At 61.5% G+C, this 19,300-nt stretch carries 19 protein-coding genes and 1 other annotated feature; of the genes, 7 read left to right on the top strand and 12 right to left on the bottom strand.

Annotated elements, in window-relative coordinates; all coding sequences use genetic code 11:
• Nucleotides 1-179: 179 nt before the first annotated feature.
• The 6 genes from ACWV14_RS17895 to ACWV14_RS17870 form a co-directional block, all read right to left on the bottom strand.
• The gene (locus ACWV14_RS17895; RefSeq protein ID WP_454902896.1) at nucleotides 180-629 is read right to left on the bottom strand and encodes a thioesterase family protein; all 450 of its coding nucleotides are present in this window, start codon (nucleotides 627-629) and stop codon (nucleotides 180-182) included.
• A 240-nt stretch (nucleotides 630-869) separates the two neighbouring features.
• The gene (locus tag ACWV14_RS17890; protein ID WP_454902895.1) at nucleotides 870-2,876 is read right to left on the bottom strand and encodes a ParB/RepB/Spo0J family partition protein; all 2,007 of its coding nucleotides are present in this window, start codon (nucleotides 2,874-2,876) and stop codon (nucleotides 870-872) included.
• Nucleotides 2,877-3,514: 638 nt separating this feature from the next.
• Complete coding sequence (radC, locus tag ACWV14_RS17885) at nucleotides 3,515-4,024, bottom strand: RadC family protein (RefSeq protein ID WP_454902894.1); 510 nt, start codon at nucleotides 4,022-4,024, stop codon at nucleotides 3,515-3,517.
• Between the two features lie 451 nt (nucleotides 4,025-4,475).
• Nucleotides 4,476-5,249: a hypothetical protein gene (locus ACWV14_RS17880; protein ID WP_454902893.1), complete on the bottom strand. Its 774-nt coding sequence runs from the start codon at nucleotides 5,247-5,249 to the stop codon at nucleotides 4,476-4,478.
• Nucleotides 5,246-6,292 carry a nucleotidyl transferase AbiEii/AbiGii toxin family protein gene (locus tag ACWV14_RS17875; RefSeq protein ID WP_454902892.1) on the bottom strand — a complete coding sequence of 349 codons (1,047 nt, stop codon included), beginning with the start codon at nucleotides 6,290-6,292 and terminating at the stop codon, nucleotides 5,246-5,248. Before ACWV14_RS17875 ends, ACWV14_RS17880 begins: the two co-directional genes overlap by 4 nt.
• Entirely contained in the window at nucleotides 6,285-6,881 is a 597-nt protein-coding gene (locus tag ACWV14_RS17870) for a DUF6088 family protein (protein WP_454902891.1), read from the bottom strand. The genes ACWV14_RS17875 and ACWV14_RS17870 overlap by 8 nt, the downstream gene beginning before the upstream one ends.
• Nucleotides 6,882-7,005: 124 nt before the next feature.
• On the opposite strand from ACWV14_RS17870, the gene ACWV14_RS17865 reads away from it, so the two are divergent.
• The 3 genes from ACWV14_RS17865 to ACWV14_RS17855 all read left to right on the top strand — a co-directional run bounded on the left by ACWV14_RS17865 (nucleotide 7,006) and on the right by ACWV14_RS17855 (nucleotide 9,843).
• Nucleotides 7,006-7,254, top strand: coding sequence for a type II toxin-antitoxin system Phd/YefM family antitoxin (locus ACWV14_RS17865; protein WP_454902890.1), 249 nt, complete (start codon nucleotides 7,006-7,008; stop codon nucleotides 7,252-7,254).
• 158 nt (nucleotides 7,255-7,412) lie between these two features.
• Nucleotides 7,413-8,999 (top strand): restriction endonuclease subunit S, encoded by a 1,587-nt coding sequence (locus tag ACWV14_RS17860; RefSeq protein WP_454902889.1) that lies wholly within the window; start codon nucleotides 7,413-7,415, stop codon nucleotides 8,997-8,999.
• Nucleotides 8,989-9,843, top strand: a complete 855-nt coding sequence (locus ACWV14_RS17855) for an AAA family ATPase (protein ID WP_454902888.1) — start codon at nucleotides 8,989-8,991, stop codon at nucleotides 9,841-9,843. The genes ACWV14_RS17860 and ACWV14_RS17855 overlap by 11 nt, the downstream gene beginning before the upstream one ends.
• Nucleotides 9,844-9,893: 50 nt before the next feature.
• Here the strand turns inward: ACWV14_RS17855 and istB are convergent, their stop codons facing one another.
• Both istB and istA read right to left on the bottom strand, forming a co-directional pair.
• Complete coding sequence (istB, locus tag ACWV14_RS17850) at nucleotides 9,894-10,697, bottom strand: IS21-like element helper ATPase IstB (RefSeq protein ID WP_454901618.1); 804 nt, start codon at nucleotides 10,695-10,697, stop codon at nucleotides 9,894-9,896.
• Nucleotides 10,687-12,276 carry an IS21 family transposase gene (gene istA, locus ACWV14_RS17845; RefSeq protein ID WP_454901620.1) on the bottom strand — a complete coding sequence of 530 codons (1,590 nt, stop codon included), beginning with the start codon at nucleotides 12,274-12,276 and terminating at the stop codon, nucleotides 10,687-10,689. The genes istB and istA overlap by 11 nt, the downstream gene beginning before the upstream one ends.
• A 58-nt stretch (nucleotides 12,277-12,334) precedes the next feature.
• Here istA and ACWV14_RS17840 point away from each other — a divergent pair, with 58 nt between their 5' ends.
• Entirely contained in the window at nucleotides 12,335-12,766 is a 432-nt protein-coding gene (locus ACWV14_RS17840; protein ID WP_454902887.1) for a hypothetical protein, read from the top strand.
• A 146-nt stretch (nucleotides 12,767-12,912) separates the two neighbouring features.
• Here ACWV14_RS17840 and ACWV14_RS17835 read toward each other — a convergent pair whose 3' ends face one another.
• The 3 genes from ACWV14_RS17835 to ACWV14_RS17825 all read right to left on the bottom strand — a co-directional run bounded on the left by ACWV14_RS17835 (nucleotide 12,913) and on the right by ACWV14_RS17825 (nucleotide 15,082).
• Entirely contained in the window at nucleotides 12,913-13,758 is an 846-nt protein-coding gene (locus ACWV14_RS17835) for a hypothetical protein (RefSeq protein ID WP_454902886.1), read from the bottom strand.
• A gap of 21 nt (nucleotides 13,759-13,779) precedes the next feature.
• Entirely contained in the window at nucleotides 13,780-14,235 is a 456-nt protein-coding gene (locus ACWV14_RS17830; protein ID WP_454902885.1) for a hypothetical protein, read from the bottom strand.
• 262 nt (nucleotides 14,236-14,497) lie between these two features.
• On the bottom strand, nucleotides 14,498-15,082 hold the full coding sequence (locus ACWV14_RS17825) for a hypothetical protein (RefSeq protein ID WP_454902884.1): 585 nt from the start codon (nucleotides 15,080-15,082) through the stop codon (nucleotides 14,498-14,500).
• A gap of 383 nt (nucleotides 15,083-15,465) precedes the next feature.
• Here ACWV14_RS17825 and ACWV14_RS17820 point away from each other — a divergent pair, with 383 nt between their 5' ends.
• Complete coding sequence (locus ACWV14_RS17820; protein ID WP_454902883.1) at nucleotides 15,466-16,272, top strand: hypothetical protein; 807 nt, start codon at nucleotides 15,466-15,468, stop codon at nucleotides 16,270-16,272.
• Nucleotides 16,273-16,308: 36 nt separating this feature from the next.
• Entirely contained in the window at nucleotides 16,309-16,491 is a 183-nt protein-coding gene (locus tag ACWV14_RS17815) for a hypothetical protein (protein WP_454902882.1), read from the top strand.
• Nucleotides 16,492-16,723: 232 nt separating this feature from the next.
• On the opposite strand, the gene ACWV14_RS17810 is transcribed toward ACWV14_RS17815, so the two are convergent.
• Nucleotides 16,724-17,955, bottom strand: a protein-coding gene (locus tag ACWV14_RS17810) for an IS3 family transposase (RefSeq protein WP_454902881.1) whose coding sequence is annotated in 2 segments (ribosomal slippage) — nucleotides 16,724-17,667 and nucleotides 17,667-17,955 — 1,233 coding nt in all. Because the reading frame shifts where the segments join, the coding sequence is not laid out codon by codon here.
• Nucleotides 17,561-17,677, bottom strand: a sequence feature (AL1L pseudoknot). (Overlaps the previous gene by 117 nt.)
• A 463-nt stretch (nucleotides 17,956-18,418) precedes the next feature.
• Between ACWV14_RS17810 and ACWV14_RS17805 the strand changes: the two genes are divergently transcribed.
• Entirely contained in the window at nucleotides 18,419-19,261 is an 843-nt protein-coding gene (locus ACWV14_RS17805; RefSeq protein WP_454902880.1) for a hypothetical protein, read from the top strand.
• Nucleotides 19,262-19,300: the final 39 nt, after the last annotated feature.

Raw genomic sequence — 19,300 nt, 5'->3', positions numbered from 1 at the left:
TCGGCGCTGCCAATGGATCGGCAATTGTGGCGTGGAAGAAGCTGCGCATCGGAACGCTCTCGGTGAGCCACCGTCGTCTGGCGGACTGTTCGCCCGCTTCATTCAGGACGGCTCGCACGACATTCGAGCGCAGCAAGTTGCGTCGTGTCCGCGCACCGCCACTGGCGGGGCGCGCATTTCTAGGTTTCAGGGCATTGGAGTGCCAAAACCTTTGTCGCGATGCGCAACTCCATCTGTGCCCGCTGGACAGCCACCAGCGTGACAGTGGCTTCGCAGACGACCTCGTGCGCATCGTGGGCCTGAACGCGGAATGTCGCGCTCCGGTCCCCCAGCCGTTCAAGCCATCCGCGCAGTCGCAGGGGGGACCCGGGTGGGATCGGCCCTCGATGGTCGATACGGATCGAACGGCCGACCACCACTTCGGCGACGGCATCGACGTGCTGCTGCATCTCACGAATGCAAATGGATTCGACCACCGCCACCAGGTAGCCGGTGGCAAGACATTCGATCAGTCGCTCCGCATACCCGCTTCCGTGCGGAAGCCGCGCGAAAAGCGACTTCGCCGTCTGGTCCGCTGGCACGGTGTAGGACTCTTCAAAGAATATCTCGCTGACGCCTTGGTGGTTCATGGGTATCCGGGTGCGGTTGTGAAGGCTCGATCAGCGCGCTGAAAGCGGGCGACCGGTGCTGTTCGATGCTCCCGTGTCCGGCAGGCATTCCCAACCCACCGCAGCGAGCACTGGCGTAGGGAGGCACGCAGGGAGCATTGGGCTTGTGCGTTCCGGAAGTCAAAACGCGCGCGGCAGGTCTGCCGCGCGCGTCGCGCCAATTTCTTGATCCCCGGCATCGCGGCCGGGGAGTCATAAGGATCACGCCGTTGCGTGCGCGTCCTCGTGGTTTTCGGCATCGGCCTGCCCCTCAGCAATCAGTTCAGCGCTTGCAACGTCGGCCGGTATTACCTCTGGGGCGCGGAACATCGCAGGGAGCCAGCCCGTGCCCGCTGCAAGCCGCTCGGCCTCGCTAGAAATCTGCGCCTTCTTGAGCTTGCCGAGCCGGTTCACTTCACCGGGTGCGAAGGCCTGCAACCCTTCCAGTGCCTTGGCCTTGGAAACGTGATCGAAGTAGCCCGCTGCGGTCGGCGTCCACCACGCGTGCATGTCCAGCCCGACGGCTTGCGCCAGCGCAGCGGCCGGGGCTTCGTCCTCACGCGAAGCGATGGCGGTCACCGTGAAGCCCACGCACACTGCCAGCAGCGACAGCAGTTCCTGCTGTGGCATTGCCTGCAACTCGGCGAACAGCGCATCCGGGTCGCTGGGCAGGCGCTTGCCCCAAGCCTCCCGCACCTGTCGCGTGCCTACCGCAGCCGGTCCCTCGGCCACGTCCGGCGCGTATTGCTCCAGACGGTCCTGCGGGTTGGCGGTGATATTGATGGGCGAACCGTAGTGCGCGTCATGGATGACGCGTAACGCAAGCCGGTGTACCACGGCCACCAGCGCCACATGCGGATGCCGGGCGACCTCGGCCTGCAGGGCGGCGGTGCGATGGGCACTCAGGCGCTTCACGAGCTTCTCCGAAATGGTGAGCTTGGCCTCCTGCCGCCCGCTGCCGTCTTCGGCTTCGTCATCCGCACTGTGCCCGTCGCGTTCCTGCTCCCGCAACGCCTTGGCATGTTCCTCGCGCAGCAGCCCGCGATGCACGATCACGCCGCCCATGTGGTCGAGTGACACCACGGCCCCGCCCGTCGCCATCCCGCGCGGCGGATAGACCACCAGCGTGCGCTCGAAGGCTTCCAGCTCATTGCCCAGGCTGTCCATCTCGTCATGCATGGCCTGCGCCTGCTCGTCCGTCATGTCATCGTTCTCGTCGTCCAGGCGGTCTTGCAGCTTGCGTTGCTGCGCTTCGAGCTTGGCGATGCGCTTGGCTTCGGCATTGCTCGGCTCGCGCCGCTTGCTGCGCATCCGCTGGAACTGGTGCAGGTCCGCGTAGGTGGCACGCGGCGCCACGTCCACCCAACCCCAACCCTCGGCCTGCACCTGCTCAGCCACCGGCATGAGCCTTTCCTTCGTCAGCGACTCCAGCAGCGCTGCATCCGTGAGGAAGATGCCGTTCTGCTCGTCCGCGAATAGGTCGCGCCGCACAGCCCCGCCAGCCTGCTCGTAGACCTCAACGCCCACAAACTTCGCGAGCGCATCGCGGCCCGCGTCGATCTCTTCGTGCGTGAGGTGGTCGCGCAGCGCCTCCGGGCTGCGCTGCCACTTCGGCGATTCATAGAACGCCGCCTCCTGCGCCGCATGGTCGTCGGTGATGGCAAGCGCCATCAACTGCTCCAGCGTGACGGCGCCATTCCGGTAATCGCCCAGCAGGCGCGGCGAGACATTGGCGAGCCTCAAGCGCCGCTGCACCACCAAGGGCGTCACGCCGAAGTCGGCGGCAATGTCCTCGATGGGGCGTCCCTCGGCCACCAGATCGGCAAAGGCCTCGAACTGGTCGGCCGGGTGCATGGCTTCGCGCTGCACGTTCTCGGTCAGGCTCACGGTGCGTGCCGCCGCATCGGACCCCAGCAAGCAGGGCACCTCGAAGTCCTTGGCGAGCTTGCGCCGCTTGACCAGCAGCTTGAGCGCGGCGAGGCGACGGCGACCCGCTACGACCTCGTAGTAGTCGCCATCGGCGGCCAGCACCACGTTGAGGTTTTGTAGCAAGCCGACGCGGGCGATGCTGGCCGCGAGCTCGGGTATTGACGTGCCGCCGCTCTTGCGCACGTTGCGGCTGGAAGGCCGCAGCCTGGACAGCGGAATCAGCAGCAGTTCCTGCGCAGCCGTGACGGCTGCGACAGCGGCGGCGACAGCGGTGGTTTCGTGAAGGGTAGCGGTGTTCATATTGAAATCTCCTGTCCCGCACTGGGACGTTGAAAGTGAAGGAAGAAAAAGAGGGAGGGGGTTCAAGGTGTCGGTGTCTGCATGCGCGGCTCTCCTGTGGTTTCCCACCCCAGCCGGATTCCAAGATTCGGAGCCCGGTGTTGGCTTCGGTGGGTTCGGCGCAGTGACCTGGGCTGGTCGCCGTTGCCGCCGTCTTTCCTGAGTTCATCGCCCGCGAAAGACCGGGCCGGCGGGGCCTGGCCGTCAAGGAAACAAGCGCAGGGTTGGTGCGGCCCGCAGCCGAAGGCGAGGACACGGCCCTGTGCGCCTTGACGGCCAGGCCCCGGCGGCTACGGTCGCGGGATCAGCGATGAAGGAGGGAAAGACGGAAACCCGGCCAACGGCCAGGGGCGCGACGAACCCAGGGCCGCGCGGCGAGCGCCCCCGCATGCCGCAGGCACGCCTAGCTGGAGGTGAACAAACGCGTAGCGCGCATCGGCACCATGCGCTGGCCGATCAGGCGCTGCCTGGTCGGCGGTATCGAGGGGCGCCAAGCCCGCGCGGCGGGGATCGGCGCCAGCCAGTCCCCTGGAGAATCCCTGCCACGCGCGCAGCGCGCACGATGACGAAAGAATCAAAGGGCCCGCAGGCCCTTTGTGTCACAGCAGCCCGCGCTCCGCAAAGCTGAGCACGTCGCAGCCAGCGACGATCAGGTGGTCCAGCACGCGCACGTCCACCAGCGCCAGCGCAGCCTTCAACGTTTGCGTCAGGTGCTCATCGGCCCGCGACGGCTCAGCAACCCCTGACGGATGGTTGTGCACCAGGACCAGCGCCGCCGCATTGCGCGCCAGTGATTCCTTGACAACCTCCCGCGGATAGACCGACGCCTGGCTCACCGTGCCGCGGAACAGTTCGACGTATTCGATCAGCCGGTTCTGCGCATCGAGCATCAACACGGCAAACACCTCGTGCTCCAACGCCCCAAGCTTGACCCGCAGGAAGTCGCGCACCACCTGCGGCGACGACAGCACCTCGCGCCCCTGCAACTGCTGTCCCAGCAGCCGCTGCGCGGCCTGCAGCACCTCGCCGGCATCGGCCGGCCGGTAGTCGCCCGCGACATCGCGAACCAGGAGAACGGAAGAATCGAAAGAGAAGAGATCGTGCGCCATCGTCGGCTCCGTGAATCGGGCGGGATTGCCCGAGACCGGTACCAGCACGGCGCAGCGCAGTGGTCAGGGTTCGAAGACGGCCGCTAGGACGCAAGCGCGCAACCGCAGGGCAGGGCAGGGCGCGCAGACCTTGACGACGAGAACGGCGTGATACGGTGAAGGGAACAGCAGCCTAGCCACCACCCTCCATCGCATGGGGCAAGCGAAGCGCGCAGGCTGGATCGCAGATGCGGCCGGAGGCGTCAGGGATCAAAGCCGGATGGCCGCGATTCGGCACGAAGCGCGGGGCGCAGCCCGCGAGCCCGGCGGCTGCATGCCGAGACGCATGGCTCCCAGTAAATATCGCCTTGGGAGTGAACAACGTTCTAGGGAAAGGGCGTTTCAGCAAGGACGCATGGGAGGCGGTTAAAGGCGCGTGGATGGGGCCACCAGCGCTCTGGGTCTCAGGCGACTACTGTTGCGCGAGACGGTTTTTGAGCAAGAACCAGCACATGTTGAGTGCAAACGAACGACCCAAGCGTGTCATCTGGTCCTCTGGGATTCCCACTGGGCGATGAGCACCAGGACTCAAAAATCCGAACACCCCGGCTAGCCCTTTTTCTTCTTCGACGGTGACCTCTCCGCTGCTGCGCAAAAACGCCAGCACTTCGCCCCACTTCGATACGTTGTACGTGGCGGGACTGGGCAAGCGCGATGCCACGTCAGCAGCTACGTCGACGGCCAATGTCTCCAGGGCCACGCGTGCATTCACCAGCGCCGCGTTGTAGTCAGGCGGGGTCGCGCGAAACGCCTGAGCCGAGTCGCCGATCTTGCCGATGATTTCCTGCGTGCGTGGCGTGCCTGAGGCCTGTAGCGCCGTAATCAAGTCATCTTCAAGCGGTGCGGCATCGGTGATCGACGGATCGATCTGAACCAACTTTCCGCTCTCGACAGCGTAACCGTCCAATAGAAGGCACTGCTTCAGGTCATGCATGCGCTCGTCGAAGCGATGCTTCGGATTGACCCGAGCACGCAAGTCTCCCTGGGTAGCCACGACTTCGGCAACAACAAGCATCAGCGTGCGTTCATCTAGGTCGCGCACCGCGTTCAGAAGTTCATACAGCAATAGTCCCGGAGATAGCGAGAGGTGTTCTATGCCGTACTTGCTGAGCAACACAATGGAGGTGGCCGGCTGTTGAAGTTCCAGGAACTGCGCGAGCGAATGTCGTGTTCTCGATCCGATCATGGCTTTTGCCTTTCTCCAGCGGGCTTGGCGGCGATGTTGACCCGCGTTGTCACTTCCGCGCACGCGTGCATCAGCTGTTCGAAGGGCAGGGCATCGCCGACCATGATCTGGTCCTCGAGCATTCTGGCGTAGTCGGATGCAAGCGCTTCTCGAGCGGCGCCTTCGGGAACGATTTGTAGCGCGCCTTCCACTGCGGTGGCATAGTCGATGACATTCCCGTCAGCGTCCTTCTCGCTGAAGAAGTAGGACTTGTGCTCGGCGACGGCGCGGGCAACGGCACGGTCGCCGATGACGCTGCCGAAGTGCGGGCTGCGCATGATTGCAGCCAGGTCGTGCCAGTGTCGCGCGTAGCGCTCGCCTCGAATGCGTCCTTGGGCACAGTAGACATGGGTCGCGGTGGCCTTTTCCCAGAATGTCCGCGCGACGCTCATCACCTGGGGAGATGCAACGGGGAATGTCACACCATTGACGCGGCCGTCCATATCGCACGCGACAGGTAACACTTGGTGTGGTTCTCCGGTCGCCCGGCCGCCGAACTCCAACGTTACGACGGGTGATACGTAGCCGGTGCCTTGCTTGATCGCCGGGTAGTGCAGCAGAAGCTTGTCGTGCTCTGCCCCGCCGATTTCCAGCCTTGTCGCCAACTGCTCCCGCTCCAGCGCTGCCTGAAGGCGCGGCTGCACTTCGCTGGTGATCCATTCGGGAAGACGGTCGCGAACAGCTTTGGTCCATTTGCTCGCTTGGCTGCGGCTTGCCGGCAGAAAGTCTTCGCCGCCGGTGAGGTCAGCGATCAGTTTGCGGATGTCGTAGGTGAGGTCGATGTCTTCGGAGAAGCGATCGATGATCTTGTAGACCTTCGAGAGTGACGTACCGCCCTTAAAGGTGAGGTCGGCAGCGAGCGACGATTCGAACAGCGCGCCGAGCGTCCAGACTACCCACACATCCTTCTCCAGGAGGTGCGTGGGCCGGCCGGTCTTTTCCCGGGCCTGCTCAAGCACTTCGCCCTGATCCTGCTTGCTGAGGGCGAAGTAGTGTTCAGACACGAAGTGCCTCTTCGCCGATGGCCCTTGCCATCCAGGACGGCAAAGCAGCACGCGCCGATGTCAGCGTCCGCCACTCGGCGGGCGGCAGTGTCCGCCGCAGGGAGTTCAACGATTCGCGCACATGAGTCGGTCCCATCCAAGCCAGTGCTCGCACAGCAGACCCTGCTTGGCCAGCGCCTAGGGCGAGCATCCAACGCGGCGCGTGCTTGACGATCACTTCGGATTTCCCAAGCTTGAGCTTGCGAGTGCGCCCCGAGGTCAGATAGACCTCGCGAATCGGCACCTGTTGCGTCAGACCCAGAGCGTTAGCCGCGTTGGCGCCGTGGGGCGTCACGACCTCGCCACTTTGCGCCGCCAACGCCTGCACCACCTTGTCAGGCGCTGGCGCACGCGTGCCAAACCGGCTGGACACCGGCGTGACATAGGTTCCACGCGCAATGCGCAGCAAATGCCCTTCTTTGGTAAGCCGCGACAGCGCCTGATCGACTGCAGCTCGGCTGCCGAGGTGCAAGAACTCCTTGGGCGACAGCACGCCTCCCTCAGATAGGGAACGGGCATGCAGCAGTATGGATTCGGGCAGGGAATTCATGGTCGGACCTGTATCAGAAGTCTATCATGGTTTCTGACATGGGCCGCCGTAGAGTAGCTCCCTGGCTTGGCTGCACGGTCAGATAATGGCTAAAATAGCTCTTTTAAGGCCAAGAGACTCTGCGATGCAGTCCATGTCAGCTCGCGATGCGAAAAATTCCTTTGGCAAGTTGATCGACATGGCGCGCGCCGAGCCGGTTGCCATTGAGAAACACGGTCGGACTGTCGTCGTTGTACTTTCCATCGAGAGCTACGAACTGTTACGGGCGGCAAACGCCGGTCACGTGTCTGCGGATTCCACCAATATGGAGCAGGCGGAGGTTGGCCTGACCACAAGAGGCATCGAAGGAAACACAAAGCGGGGAAACCAATGAGCGCGAGTAGCACCAAGCTTCCGTCGGGCTGGGCGTCGGTAAGAGTGGACGCGGCCGGAGCAGTTCGATTAGGACGTCAACGCTCCCCAGATAAGCACACTGGGCAACATGCCACGAAGTACCTTCGAGCGGCGAACATCAAGCCAGGTGGCTTGGATTTGACCGACATCCTGGAGATGGATTTCACGCCAGCTGAAAAAGTCGTACTCGGGCTGCAGGTCGGGGACATTCTTCTCACAGAAGCCTCCGGCAGTTCGAGCCAGGTCGGTCGAGCAGCACTTTGGAGCGGTGAAATTGCTGAGTGCTGCTACCAGAACACGGTCATCAGGTTTCGACCTCATGCAGCTACGCCCGAGTATGCGTTAACGGTTTTCAGGCACTACGCCGCATCCGGCACGTTCGGACGTCTCGCACGAGGCGTGGGCATACAGCATCTGGGTGCTAGTCGGTTTGCTGGGCTCGCATTCCCACTTCCGCCTTTGGAGGAACAGAAGCGCATTGCGAATGCCGTCGAAGACAGGATTCGAGAAATCCGTGATGCAGAAGCCCATCTGCGTAGCGCACTGGATCATCTCCAAGCTCAGCGTAAGGAAATCCTAGCGGCCGCCGCATGTGGCGAATTGGCGGTCTCGACACGCGCTGCGGGTGAAAGCGGCAAAGAGATTGCAAAGTCGCGGAAGAAACTGACTCAACGAACCGACAGTCGGCAAAACTCTCTTTTCGATCGTACTGAGCAGTCCAGCCCGCCATCGGACGGCAATCTTCCAGCTCTTCCTCCCGCTTGGGTATGGGTTCGCGTAGACGAGGCTGGTGTTGCACGCCTAGGCCGGCAACGCTCTCCCGAACATCATCGGGGCGAGAACCTGAGGCCATATCTGCGTGTTGCAAATGTGCTTGAGGATCACATTGACACCAGCGAAGTTCACGAAATGAACTTCACTCCTGACGAGTACGAAACATATGTACTTGAACACGGCGACATTCTTTTGAATGAAGGACAAAGTCTGGAACTCGTTGGGCGTCCAGCTATGTTCCGCGACCAGGTCGCTGGCGCATGCTTTCAGAATCACCTGATTCGCTTTCGCGCGAGTCCGGCAGTAAACCCTGAGTTCGCGCTGCTCGTCTTTCTCCACTACCTTCATGCTGGGAAATTCCGCAGTCTTGCCAGGGGTTCCACGAACATCGCAAATCTCGGACTGGAGCGCTTCCGTTCAATGCCTTTTCCTGTGCCGCCCATCGAGGAGCAGAAGGCCATTGTCAAGGAAGCGCGCCAGCGCATGGATGCAGTTCGCGATCAGGTGAGTGCGGTGCGTTCATCGATGGGTCGCTTGCCTGAAATGGAGCGCGAGTTGCTTGCGGCTGCAGTGGCCGGCGAATTGGTCACTCAGGATCCTGCCGATGAGACGGCCGCCGACATGCTTGCCCGGCTCGGAGAACCCGCGGAGATCACCGGACCGATACCCACGGGAAAACAAGATAAGGCATTGAAAGGAGGCGCAATGAAGAGAAAGTCTGGCGCAGCGAGCGCAACCAAAACTGCAGCAAAGCTAAGCGAGGTCTTGAAGAAAGCGGGGCGCCCGCTTGCCTTGCCAGAACTCTTTGCGCTGGCCGGCTACGACCGTGATGAGCCCGAGCAAGTCGAGTTGTTCTATCTTGCCCTTCGCGCCGAACTCGATCACACGATCAGGCAACTCGGCAGTGATACCGAGAACGCAATGCTGGAGGGAATCGCCGATGCGCCTTGACCAAGTCACCATCGGAGAGTTCAAGAACCTGCGTGACCTTCATATCAATTTTGATGAAAAGTCACCGTACACAGTTTTGGTGGGCGAAAACGGCGCTGGAAAATCGAACTTGATCGAAGCGCTGTCGCTCATCTTCAGGAATCTCGACCTCGATATTGAAGCGCCGTTCACCTACCAGATTCGCTATCAATGCCGAGATCACGATGTTGAAGTCCACGCCGAACGCGACCAGTTTCCGCGATTCTTGGTAAAAGCCCATGGAGGCGGTGAATACACCGAGCTCCCTAGAAAGCGCTTCATGGCCGACGATGTCGACGGCCGGCCGCTGTATCGACCGGGCTTCGTATTTGGCTACTATTCAGGCCCGAGCGACCGGCTGGCGGTGATCTTCGAGAAGCATCGGGAGCGCTACTACAACTGGATCATCAAGTCGGCGGAGCAACGCGGCAGCACCCGCATCGCGGACCCCAATAGTCTTCGCAGGCTCTTCTACGCTCAGACCCTACATGGACAGTTTGCGCTCATAGCGTTCTTCATGAGCGCGAGCAGTGGCGGTGAGGGGGATCGGGAGTTTCTCCGGGAGCACCTGCAGATTGATGGACTTGACAGCGTCCTGTTTTCCCTGAAGCGTCCCCCGTGGAAGAGGCAAGGCGGGGATGCTCGCTTCTGGGGGGCGGTGGGTGAGGTCCAGGAGTTTCTTAGTCGTCTCTTCGAGAAGGCCATGCTCCCAGCGCGCATGGACAGGCGCATTGCGATCGACCTGACAAAGAATCCCGTGGTTGAAAGTCTGTATCTTTTCCTGCCCAAGCCAGAAGCACTTCTGTTGAGTTCCATGGAATCCTGACCCGCGATTTCCATCGAATATTGACCCACCCTCTTTGCGAGCCAGCCGGCTCACGGTGTGGATAAGTTCTTGGCTTTCTCCTTTTTAGGTTGGACTGCTTGAACGGGTTGAGCCGAGCTGTGCTTGAAGCGGAAGCTGTCGTTTCCGGTCTCCAGAATATGGCAGTGATGCGTGAGCCGGTCCAGCAACGCCGTCGTCATCTTCGCGTCGCCGAAGACGCTGGCCCACTCGCTGAAGCTCAAGTTGGTTGTGATCACCACGCTCGTGCGTTCGTAGAGTTTGGACAGCAGATGGAACAACAGCGCGCCACCTGATGCGCTGAACGGCAGGTAGCCCAGTTCATCGAGCACCACCATGTCCGCGTACATCAGTCGGTGCGCGATGTGGCCGGGATTGCCACTGGCCTTCTCTTGCTCGAGTGCGTTGACCAGTTCTACCGTCGAGAAGAAGCGCACCCGGCGGTGTTGGTGCTCGATGGCCTGCACGCCCAGCGCCGTGGCGATGTGGGTCTTGCCGGTGCCCGGACCGCCCACGAGCACCACGTTCTGCGCATCGTCCATGAACTCGCATCGGTGTAGCTGACGCACCAGCGCCTCGTTGACCTCGCTGTTGGCGAAGTCGAAGCCAGCGAGATCGCGATAGGCTGGGAAGCGAGCGAGCTTCAACTGGTAGGCCACCGAGCGTACCTCCCGCTCGGCTGTCTCTGCCTTTAGCAACTGCGAGAGCATCGGTTGGGCCGCCTCGAAGGCCGGCGATCCCTGCTCGGCCAGCTCCGCGACGGCCTGGGCCATGCCGTGCATCTTGAGTTCGCGCAGCATGATCACGATGGCGCCGCTGGCAGGGTCATGTCGCATGGCGCACCTCCTGGCTACTCGACTTGGAGTTCAGCGGCCCGCGCAGGCCGCCAGCAGCGCTGGCACGCCCCCGGAGCGTGTCGTAGCGCAGCACATCGGCCTTCGGCTCGTTCATCAGGCGCAGTGCCTGCGGTGCCGTGACAGGCGCCGGCGCAATGGGCTTGGCATCGAGCAGTCGGTGCAGCACATTCAGCACATGAGTCTTGCTGGCCACGCCGGCTTCCAGCGCCAGTTCGACCGCGGTCAGCACTGCCTGCTCGTCGTGGTGCAGCACCAGCGCCAGGATCTCCACCATCTCGCGGTCTCCGCCTGGCTGCTTCAGCAGCGCGGCCTGCAGCCGCCGGAAGCCCTGCGGCAGCTCGCTGAAGGGCGCTCCGTTCCTGAGCGCTCCTGGCTTGCGTTGCAGCACTGCCAGGTAGTGCCTCCAGTCGTAGACGGTCTGACCTGCGGTGTCGTGGCGACGGTCAATGATGCGCGTGTGCTCGCACACGATCTGGCCCTCGGCCGCCACGACGAGGCGTTCGGCGTACACGCGCAGGCTCACTGGCCGGTTCGCGTAGGAGGCCGGAACGCTGTAACGGTTGCGCTCGAAGTGCACCAGGCAGGTGGGCGAGACGCGCTTGGTGTGTTCCACGAAACCATCGAAGGGTCTGGGGATCTGCAACAGTAGTGGCCGTTCCTGCGCCCAGACATCGGCTACGGTCCCTGGCAGCTTGCCGTGGACGATCTCGCCCCACAGCGCCTTGCAGCGGTCCTCCAGCCAGTCGTTGAGCAGCGCCAGCGTGGCGAACGCCGGCACAGGTTGCCACAACCGGTGGCGCGCATCACGCACGTTCTTCTCGACCTGGCCCTTCTCCCAGCCCGAGGCCGGGTTGCAGAACTCGGCCTCGAACAGGTAGTGACTGACCATGGCGCTGAAGCGCGCGTTGATGTCGCGCTCCTTGCCGCGGCGTACCTTGTCCACGGCGGTCTTCATGTTGTCGTAGATGCCGCGCCGAGGCACGCCCCCGAGTACCTCGAAGGCCCGGTTGTGCGCATCGAACAGCATCTCGTGGGTCTGCAACAGGTAGGCGCGCACGATGAACGCACGGCTGTGGCTGAGCTTGAAGTGCGCCACCTGCAGCTTGGTGCGTTCACCAGCGATGACGGCCCAGTCCTCGCTCCAGTCGAACTGGAATGCCTCGCCGGGACCGAAGGCCAGAGGCACGAAGGTGCCGCGCCCGGTCGTCTGCTGGACCTCGTGGAGATGCGCATGCCACGCTCGTGCAAAGGCCGCCACGCGGTTGTAGGAGCCCTGGTAGCCCAGCGCCACCAGATCGGCGTGCATCTGCTTGAGCGTGCGCCGCTGCTTGCGTGACTTAGACGCCTCGCTCTTGAGCCAGCCGCCGAGCTTCTCGGCGAACGCGTCGAGCTTGCTCGGGCTGATGCGCTTCGCGTAGCTGGGCGCCGCCTCGCCCTCGCGAAGGTACTTGCGGATGGTGTTGCGAGACAAGCCCGTGCGCCGGGCTATCTCTCGGATGGACAGTTGCTCTCGCAGTGCCCAACGCCTGATGACACTCAGTGTCGCCACGTCAATCACTCCTGTGCTCCTGCTGCTAAAAGCAGCAGGTTAGGGTTATCACGTGGGTCAGATTTAGATGGAAATCACCGGGCCAAGTGGGTCACTTCTGGATGGAAATCAACACACCTTTCCCGACAAAACGCGCAACAACTATCTGATCACAAACGCATGGTCGCGAGTCGAGTATCGGGCCAAGACCGGGCGCTCGGTACCAACGGAGGAAGAGGTCACCTCGGCAGAGAACATCGCTCGTCTATTTCAGGAGGTTCGTTCGCTGCAGTTCGTGATCGCTTGCGGCGTCCTAGCCCATGTTGCCGTCGCGGAATGCCAGTCGCTGTTCGGGCTCCAAGCAGTCGTCGCTAAAGTCACGCACACCTCGCGACAGGCGCTTGGCTGCCCGCGGCGGGAAGAACTTGAAGGCCGCATACAGCAATGGGCAGATTCAGTGGTCAGTCAAATTGTGCATAGCCGTGAAGTTGGAGCCGGGAAGCCCATTCGGCACGGTTGATCTTTCGGGCAGCAATTTGCAGCGCCGGAAGCCCTCGTTTCCGACGCTGGCTACTCCTGCATCGTGGACAAAAACGAATATTGGCTCAGACAACAGGACCGTAGCGCGGTTTCATAAAGCCGTAACGGCAGGCGGGGTCATGCTTCCTACTGGGTGGGCGAATGATCATTGTCGTCAATGGTGATGTTCACTTGCCATGACAACTTCTGCAGATCTAAAGTGCCTCCCGCAGCGGAAACGTGATCCAGCAATCGGTCAATGAATCGGGTGTCTAGCGGCACTCCATATACCCAGATGTCGGTCGCGCTACCACGCTCATCGACTTCATCGTCATGGCCGCGCCCTTCGAAAATGATGCCGGCGATCGAATAGTTGTCACCATCTCGGATGTCGAAAATTGCTCCCCCAGAAATTCCTCCGAAACGCATCTCAAATGCGGACGCGGGAACTTCGTCGTGGAACACAAGCTTTCGATCAGAAGAAAGCACGGATGTTACGACTATGTGGAATATTGGATGAACTGATTGCGTGTTGTTCTCTGTTCTTAGTACACCAGGGTAGCCGACCGCTAGATATTTCGCCGACTCCAAAATGGGGCACGATTCATTCGTAAGATCGACGAAGAGTTTCCCTCCTCGTGTGATGCTCTCCTCGTCAAGAAGAAAGACGGCAAGATCGAAAGGGAAGTCTGTGTCCCTAGGAGTTGACGAAAAGATGAGCCGTCCCGGCAGTGGCGTGTGCTTGTCGAGAGCGAGCATGAAGGCTGCATCTGCTCGAGGCCGGTCGACATCACCGATGACGTGCCCGTTAGTCAGGCCAAAGCATTTACCTTGATACTTCACGAAAGTGATCGTTCCCTGATCCTGAATTGCTCCCTTTGTGCCGTGAATCGCGACCTTCACCGGGTTGACGCGAAAGATCGGGGCGATATGCCTCTTTGTTGCCGCGGTGAGGGCTTTGGAGAGCTCTTCTCTGCTGGGTTCTTTTGTCATGTCTGTCTCTTCTTGTCGAGGTTAGGTCTGCTCGCCGCTATAAGGTTTGTGAGGAGCCTCTGTGGGCCACCAAGCCGGCGGCCAGGTTGCCCAGGACGGGACGGACAGACAGCGGTGGAGGATTTCGTCGGAGGGGCTTCGAGCAGCGAGTTCGGCCCGGACAACACTCACCCACACCTTCGCACGTTCGTCGAATGGTGGCAGCAGATCGGCGGAGGCCTGTTCCAACTGGTCGAGGAAAGTTTTTAATTGCCGCACGCGAGCATCTGCCTCCATCATCAGAAATGCCTGCTTCAACTGCTCCGCTCGCGCGTCACAGCACCGTTGTTCCTGCGCGCGCAATTCCGAGGCGCGCTGAGCGCTGGATTCGCGGTCCTGGCGCTCTTGGCGCAATTGAGGTTGAAGCGACGCCAACTGGAAGGCAGTGCGGACGATTTCGTCGACCAATCGCTGCAATTTTTCTTGCGTGCCTTGCATGACTTGCTGCCTTGGTATTCGGTTCCCTGAATGCTGAAAGTGAAGTTGCCGGACGGTTTTGTCTCGTATTCGCTGGCCCAGGACGATTCCTTCCTCTTCTTCGCAAGCTCAGCCGAGTCCAGGCGAATGCGCCGGTACCCCTCGGTAAAACTGATGGTGAACGTCTCGCCTTTGAATCGCATCTCTATAGCTGGTCCTTTCGATTGCTGACCTCGCCGGTCTTCGGTGGCTTCCCTTCGCTCGATCACCATGCCGCCGTCCTTCAAGCCACGCAGGACCGTCGCATGGAATCGCAGGACCCAGTCCATGGCGGCAAGAGACGCATTGATATCCAGATATCCAGATATCCACGGGATATCAGGTTGTACCGTCCATGCTGCTCGGGAGGCGGCCTATCCTGGGGTTTTTCCGTGTGCCATCCTGCAATGCCTCTTCTTTTGTATCGCTCGACCAGCGCGGGTACACGCTCACAATAACGCTGGGTGGCCTTGACCAAGCTGTGGGCGCCCTCCAGATCCGCGGCGAACTCGATCGGTGGCCGGTTCGCGGCTGTTGTTGCCACGGCCTGCAGCGTCTCAGTGCGACGACGCTCGATCGCCTGCTGCCGCTCCCGCTCTTCGGGATCGCTGGTCGCGAAGTACACGACGACGTCCAACTCAGGGGTGGGCAGCGGCGTTTGCAACGGCTTTTGACCCGCCTTGAGTTTGGCCCAGTAGCCTCTCGGTGGCGCGGGCACCGCATGGCGGCGGCAGGCTTTGGCCAAGCCCACGTCGGAGATTCCCAACTCCGCTGCCAGTTTGGTCATAGGTGTTGCCCAAACTCTTTCATACAGCTCGCTGCGCTTCATTGCCTTTTCCAGGAATTGTCTTGTCAAATTGTGACGCGAACTTCTCGGCCAGCCCGCGCAAAGCTGCCGGAGACAGCTGTCGAATCTCGGATAGCCGGCCATATTCCTGTTCAGGTCGTCGACCGGCACTTGGGCGTCATCGCCGATGCGCTGGAGGCCCTATCGTCCATGTACATCCGCATGACGGCCAGTTGGCGCAGGCCAAGACCAATGCGCTGCACATCGGAAAGCGTGTTCTGCGGTGCTAGGGTGAGCCTGAAGTAGGTAGATTGTGGCGTTTTGCGTGCCGACTTCAGATGCCCGCCCCGTCGATTCCCGGCAGGGCGGTCGCGTACGATGCCGGAGACGATCAAAGCATTGCCGCGAGAAGAGGACTACCGCAGATGAGCCGCAAAGATCTCCCGCCCCTACGGCCGCTCATCGATCTCGAGCGGCGTCACTACCGCGATGAGTTCAGGTCTGCCCGGTACGCTGCCTTGGCAGATGCTGAGGGCTTTGAGCAGATATGCTTCGCGCTGGAGGCGCTTGGCTTGCGCTTGTTGGGCCAACAGGGCGACCTCGGCCAGTACGAGGACAGAATTGCCTTCTATGCGCGGCTGTCACCCATGCTGACTGAACTAGTGAAAACGCACCCGTCGGGATTCAAGTCTTTCGAGGCGCTCTATGACACGGTACGAAAGGCCCGCAATGACAATATGCATCTGGGCGCCTATGCGCGTCATGCGACGGTCGCGGCCATCGAGTTGTGCATCGGTCTGGAGGACGCGTTGATGGTGGATGTGAAGCCCAAGGTGAGCTACGTCATGGTTAAGTCGCCGATCACGGTGGAACCCTGGCAACCTGTTGCCCATGCGCGGCAGCTAATGCTCATGCACTCTTTCTCTTTTCTCCCGGTGCGGCATCAACATGCGTGGCATCTGCTGTCCGAGCTGGCATTGGCCCAGTTCCTAAACACCAGTCAGGCAGTCCGGAGGATGCGGCTGGGAATGACGATAGAAGAGGCTGCTTGTCATACGCCAGGCCTAGCACTGGTCCTGGTGACGCAGGATCGGCTGCTCAAGGCGCAAACCACTATTGACGAAGTGCTGAAGGGCGCGAAGGCTATCGACGGCCCGACCCTTTGGCTGGTCGTGGAAGACGGGCGTGAGGAGTACCTCGCGGGCGTACTCTCGCCGTTCGAGCTGATGTAGCAAGTGCCACTTGCTCAGCCACTGGCTGCCGAACCCTTGAGCAGCAACCACATCGGCCTCGTAGGCGTGAACGGGGTCACGGCGCGAGCAAGTTGGCCGTTTCCAGTCAGCCTTTTACGCCAGCCGCCGCCGCCAATCTCAAGTGCTCATGCCATCTGCGTGTGGATGTTGCAGCGTGACAAAGTGCTCGATCGCAAGCTGTCGCAAATGCTCTTTTGAGCAATGGATTGAACGGTAAAACTGACGGTAAAGCGCCGCGGCTTTTCAGGCCCCCAAGATGATGGAGTGGGGCCACAGGGAGCCCGAGCGCGTTCTGTCGAAGCAGAGCGTTGCCGGTAACCGCTTACAGCGAACTACGACCGCGGCAAGTGCCGTGGAGTCGCAGACTTTTGTGGTCGTGATGAGCTCCAGGTGAATCGCCCCGGCTTTCATGGAGACCAGTTGGTTTAAGTCATGCCGCCGTCTTGGCGGACTGACTGGCGAGTTGCCGGTAATAGTTTGCCTCAGCTTCTGCAGGTGGGATGTAGCCGATGGGTTCGAGCAGGCGATGGTGGTTGAACCAGGACACCCATTCGAGCGTCGCGAACTCCACCGACTCCTTGGTCTTCCACGGTGCCCGGCGATGGATCAGCTCGGCCTTGTAGAGGCCGTTGATCGTCTCGGCCAGGGCGTTGTCATAGGAGTCGCCTTTGCTGCCCACTGATGGCTCAATGCCAGCCTCGCCCAGTCGTTCCGTGTACCGGATGCTGACGTATTGCGAGCCGCGATCCGAGTGACAAATCAAGCTGCCGTCGCGTTCGGGTTGACGCTCGTACAGCGCTTGCTCCAAAGCATCGAGCACGAAGTCCGTGCGCATCGAACTGCTGACCCGCCAACCCACGATGCGCCGGGCGAACACATCGATCACGAAGGCCACGTACAGCCAGCCCTGCCAGGTCGAGACGTACGTGAAATCGGACACCCATAGCTGGTTCGGACGCTGCGCACGGAACTGACGGTTGACCCGATCCAGAGGGCATGGCGCTCTGGCATCGCTGATCGTGGTCTTCAGCACCTTGCCGCGCATCACGCCTCGCAGCCCCAGGCGCCGCATCAGCCGCTCGACCGTGCAGCGGGCCACAGCCGTGCCCTCGCGTGCCAGTTGCCTCCAGACCTTGTCAGCGCCATAGACCTGCATGTTGGCCTGCCACACGCGCTCAATCGCCGGAATGAGGACATCGTCGCGGTGCGCTCGGGCGCAGCGCTTGTGCGGCTCGCGCAGCAGTGCCGCGTGCCGCCGATAGCCCGACGGGGCGACCTGCAAAACCTTGCAGATCGGCTCGACCCCGAAGGTGTCGCGATGCTTGTCGATGAAATCCCTCAGGACTTCAGCCGGCGGTCGAGCTCCGCCTGGGCGAAAAACGCGCTCGCCAGCTTCAGGATCTCGTTGGCCCGGCGCAGTTCCTTGACCTCGCGCTCGAGCTCCTTCATCCGCTGGGCCTCGCTGGTCGTCACGCCTTCTCGAACGCCGTTGTCGACCTCGTCACGCTTGACCCATTCGTTCAGCGTCTGCGGCACACAGCCGATCTTCGGTGCAATCGACTCGATCGCCGCCCACAGCGATGGGTACTCCCCACGGTGCTCTTGCACCATCCTCACCGCGCGCTCACGCACCTCGGGTGAGAACTTGTTCGACTTCTTCATGGCTCAATCCTCTCAGAGTGTTGAGCCTCCACAAAATCCGGGGCGATTCAAGGTGATCACCACGCGGCGAGATGGAGTACTCGAGTTCGCGTGGGACCGAGCGGTTGTCTCCTTGCTTGATCGCGCCGCGAGTCTTCCAGAGTCAGCTACCCCTCACCGACACCGTCAGCAAAGCGAAGGCCCTCGTTGCAGGCTTAACCGCGATTCAGGAGCTAGCAGCGCGCGTCACGACAGAAGCCAGATCCACTCACGCTTTGATGGCATCCAAAGGATCTCGGTCCGCAAGTCGGGGCTCTAGAGCCGTCAGAAGGGCGACCCGCTGCGGCGCTGTGCGGGAGTTTTCGATGCCTCCATCTTGGCCCATGTGGCGGACCGATATGTCCTGTCTACTACATTTAGGGGATGGGCTGACCACTCAGGCGGACGTACGATGGTCCATCTACTAAACGCGAGAGGAGGGGCCATGGCGGGACATGAGCTATTACAGCTGGTCGCTATCGGCGTCATCGCCGGTGCATTCGGGCAAGGGCTCCGCACCATCGTCGGCATAAAGAAGGCGAGCGACGAGGCAGCGGCGGCAGGCTCAACGCTCCGCGCCGAGGGCCTGGACGTCTCACGTCTGATCCTCAGCCTCTTCATCGGTGCCATCGCCGGCGGAATTGGCATCTTCACTATCACGGGATTCACCGCCGGCGCTGGCAACAACATCACTGCAGAGATGTTCTTCGGCATTGTGGGTATCGGTTACGCCGGTACGGATTTCATCGAAGGATTCGTTCGTACGCAAATGCCCAAAGGCGAATCAGTGGCCCGTGGTTCACACACGGGCATCTTTGCGCAGCGCGCTTCGGCCGGCCTGCTCGCTCCGACCTCCATCGCAGACCGCGTCAAACAAAGCTGCAATACGCTTTTGCAAATCCCCGCGCATGCCGCGGATTGCTCCGGGTTCGCCAAGGCCGTGGCGAAAGAGTTCTCCATCACGTTGACCGGGCAGGCCAACGACATAGTCGGGCAATTGACCTCGGCCAATGGCTGGACAGAGCTTGGCTCCGACGCCCAGGCCGGACAGCGGGCTGCCGACGCGGCAGCAAAAGGACATCTGGTCATCGGCGCTCGGAAAGAAGCGGGCAACGGGCACGTTGTGGTCGTTGTGGAAGGTACGCCCCTCGCGCATGGAAAATATCCGTTCGCGTATTGGGGAAAGCTCAATGACCCAGCCAACGCCGGCTTCAACAAGACTGTGAACTGGGCGTGGGATCAGGCTTCACGTGACAGCGTGACCTATGCAAGCCGGAGCGTTGCGTAGGCCGGTCCGCGCACGTCTGGCGCGCGGAACCCGAGAGCA

This window comes from Variovorax durovernensis, from assembly GCF_977011995.1.
The sequence above is the reverse complement of the archived record's forward strand: the minus strand, read 5'-3'. Positions and strand labels throughout refer to the sequence as shown.

Coding starts and splice junctions, on each gene's coding strand:
- ACWV14_RS17835 (WP_454902886.1), bottom strand. CDS start 13,758: ATGACAAAAGAACCCAGCAGAGAAGAGCTCTCCAAAGCCCTCACCGCG.
- ACWV14_RS17825 (WP_454902884.1), bottom strand. CDS start 15,082: ATGAAGCGCAGCGAGCTGTATGAAAGAGTTTGGGCAACACCTATGACC.
- ACWV14_RS17805 (WP_454902880.1), top strand. CDS start 18,419: ATGGCGGGACATGAGCTATTACAGCTGGTCGCTATCGGCGTCATCGCC.
- ACWV14_RS17890 (WP_454902895.1), bottom strand. CDS start 2,876: ATGAACACCGCTACCCTTCACGAAACCACCGCTGTCGCCGCCGCTGTC.
- ACWV14_RS17855 (WP_454902888.1), top strand. CDS start 8,989: ATGCGCCTTGACCAAGTCACCATCGGAGAGTTCAAGAACCTGCGTGAC.
- ACWV14_RS17870 (WP_454902891.1), bottom strand. CDS start 6,881: ATGAATTCCCTGCCCGAATCCATACTGCTGCATGCCCGTTCCCTATCT.
- ACWV14_RS17880 (WP_454902893.1), bottom strand. CDS start 5,249: ATGATCGGATCGAGAACACGACATTCGCTCGCGCAGTTCCTGGAACTT.
- ACWV14_RS17865 (WP_454902890.1), top strand. CDS start 7,006: ATGCAGTCCATGTCAGCTCGCGATGCGAAAAATTCCTTTGGCAAGTTG.
- ACWV14_RS17830 (WP_454902885.1), bottom strand. CDS start 14,235: ATGCAAGGCACGCAAGAAAAATTGCAGCGATTGGTCGACGAAATCGTC.
- radC (WP_454902894.1), bottom strand. CDS start 4,024: ATGGCGCACGATCTCTTCTCTTTCGATTCTTCCGTTCTCCTGGTTCGC.
- ACWV14_RS17840 (WP_454902887.1), top strand. CDS start 12,335: ATGGAAATCACCGGGCCAAGTGGGTCACTTCTGGATGGAAATCAACAC.
- ACWV14_RS17820 (WP_454902883.1), top strand. CDS start 15,466: ATGAGCCGCAAAGATCTCCCGCCCCTACGGCCGCTCATCGATCTCGAG.
- ACWV14_RS17895 (WP_454902896.1), bottom strand. CDS start 629: ATGAACCACCAAGGCGTCAGCGAGATATTCTTTGAAGAGTCCTACACC.
- istB (WP_454901618.1), bottom strand. CDS start 10,697: ATGCGACATGACCCTGCCAGCGGCGCCATCGTGATCATGCTGCGCGAA.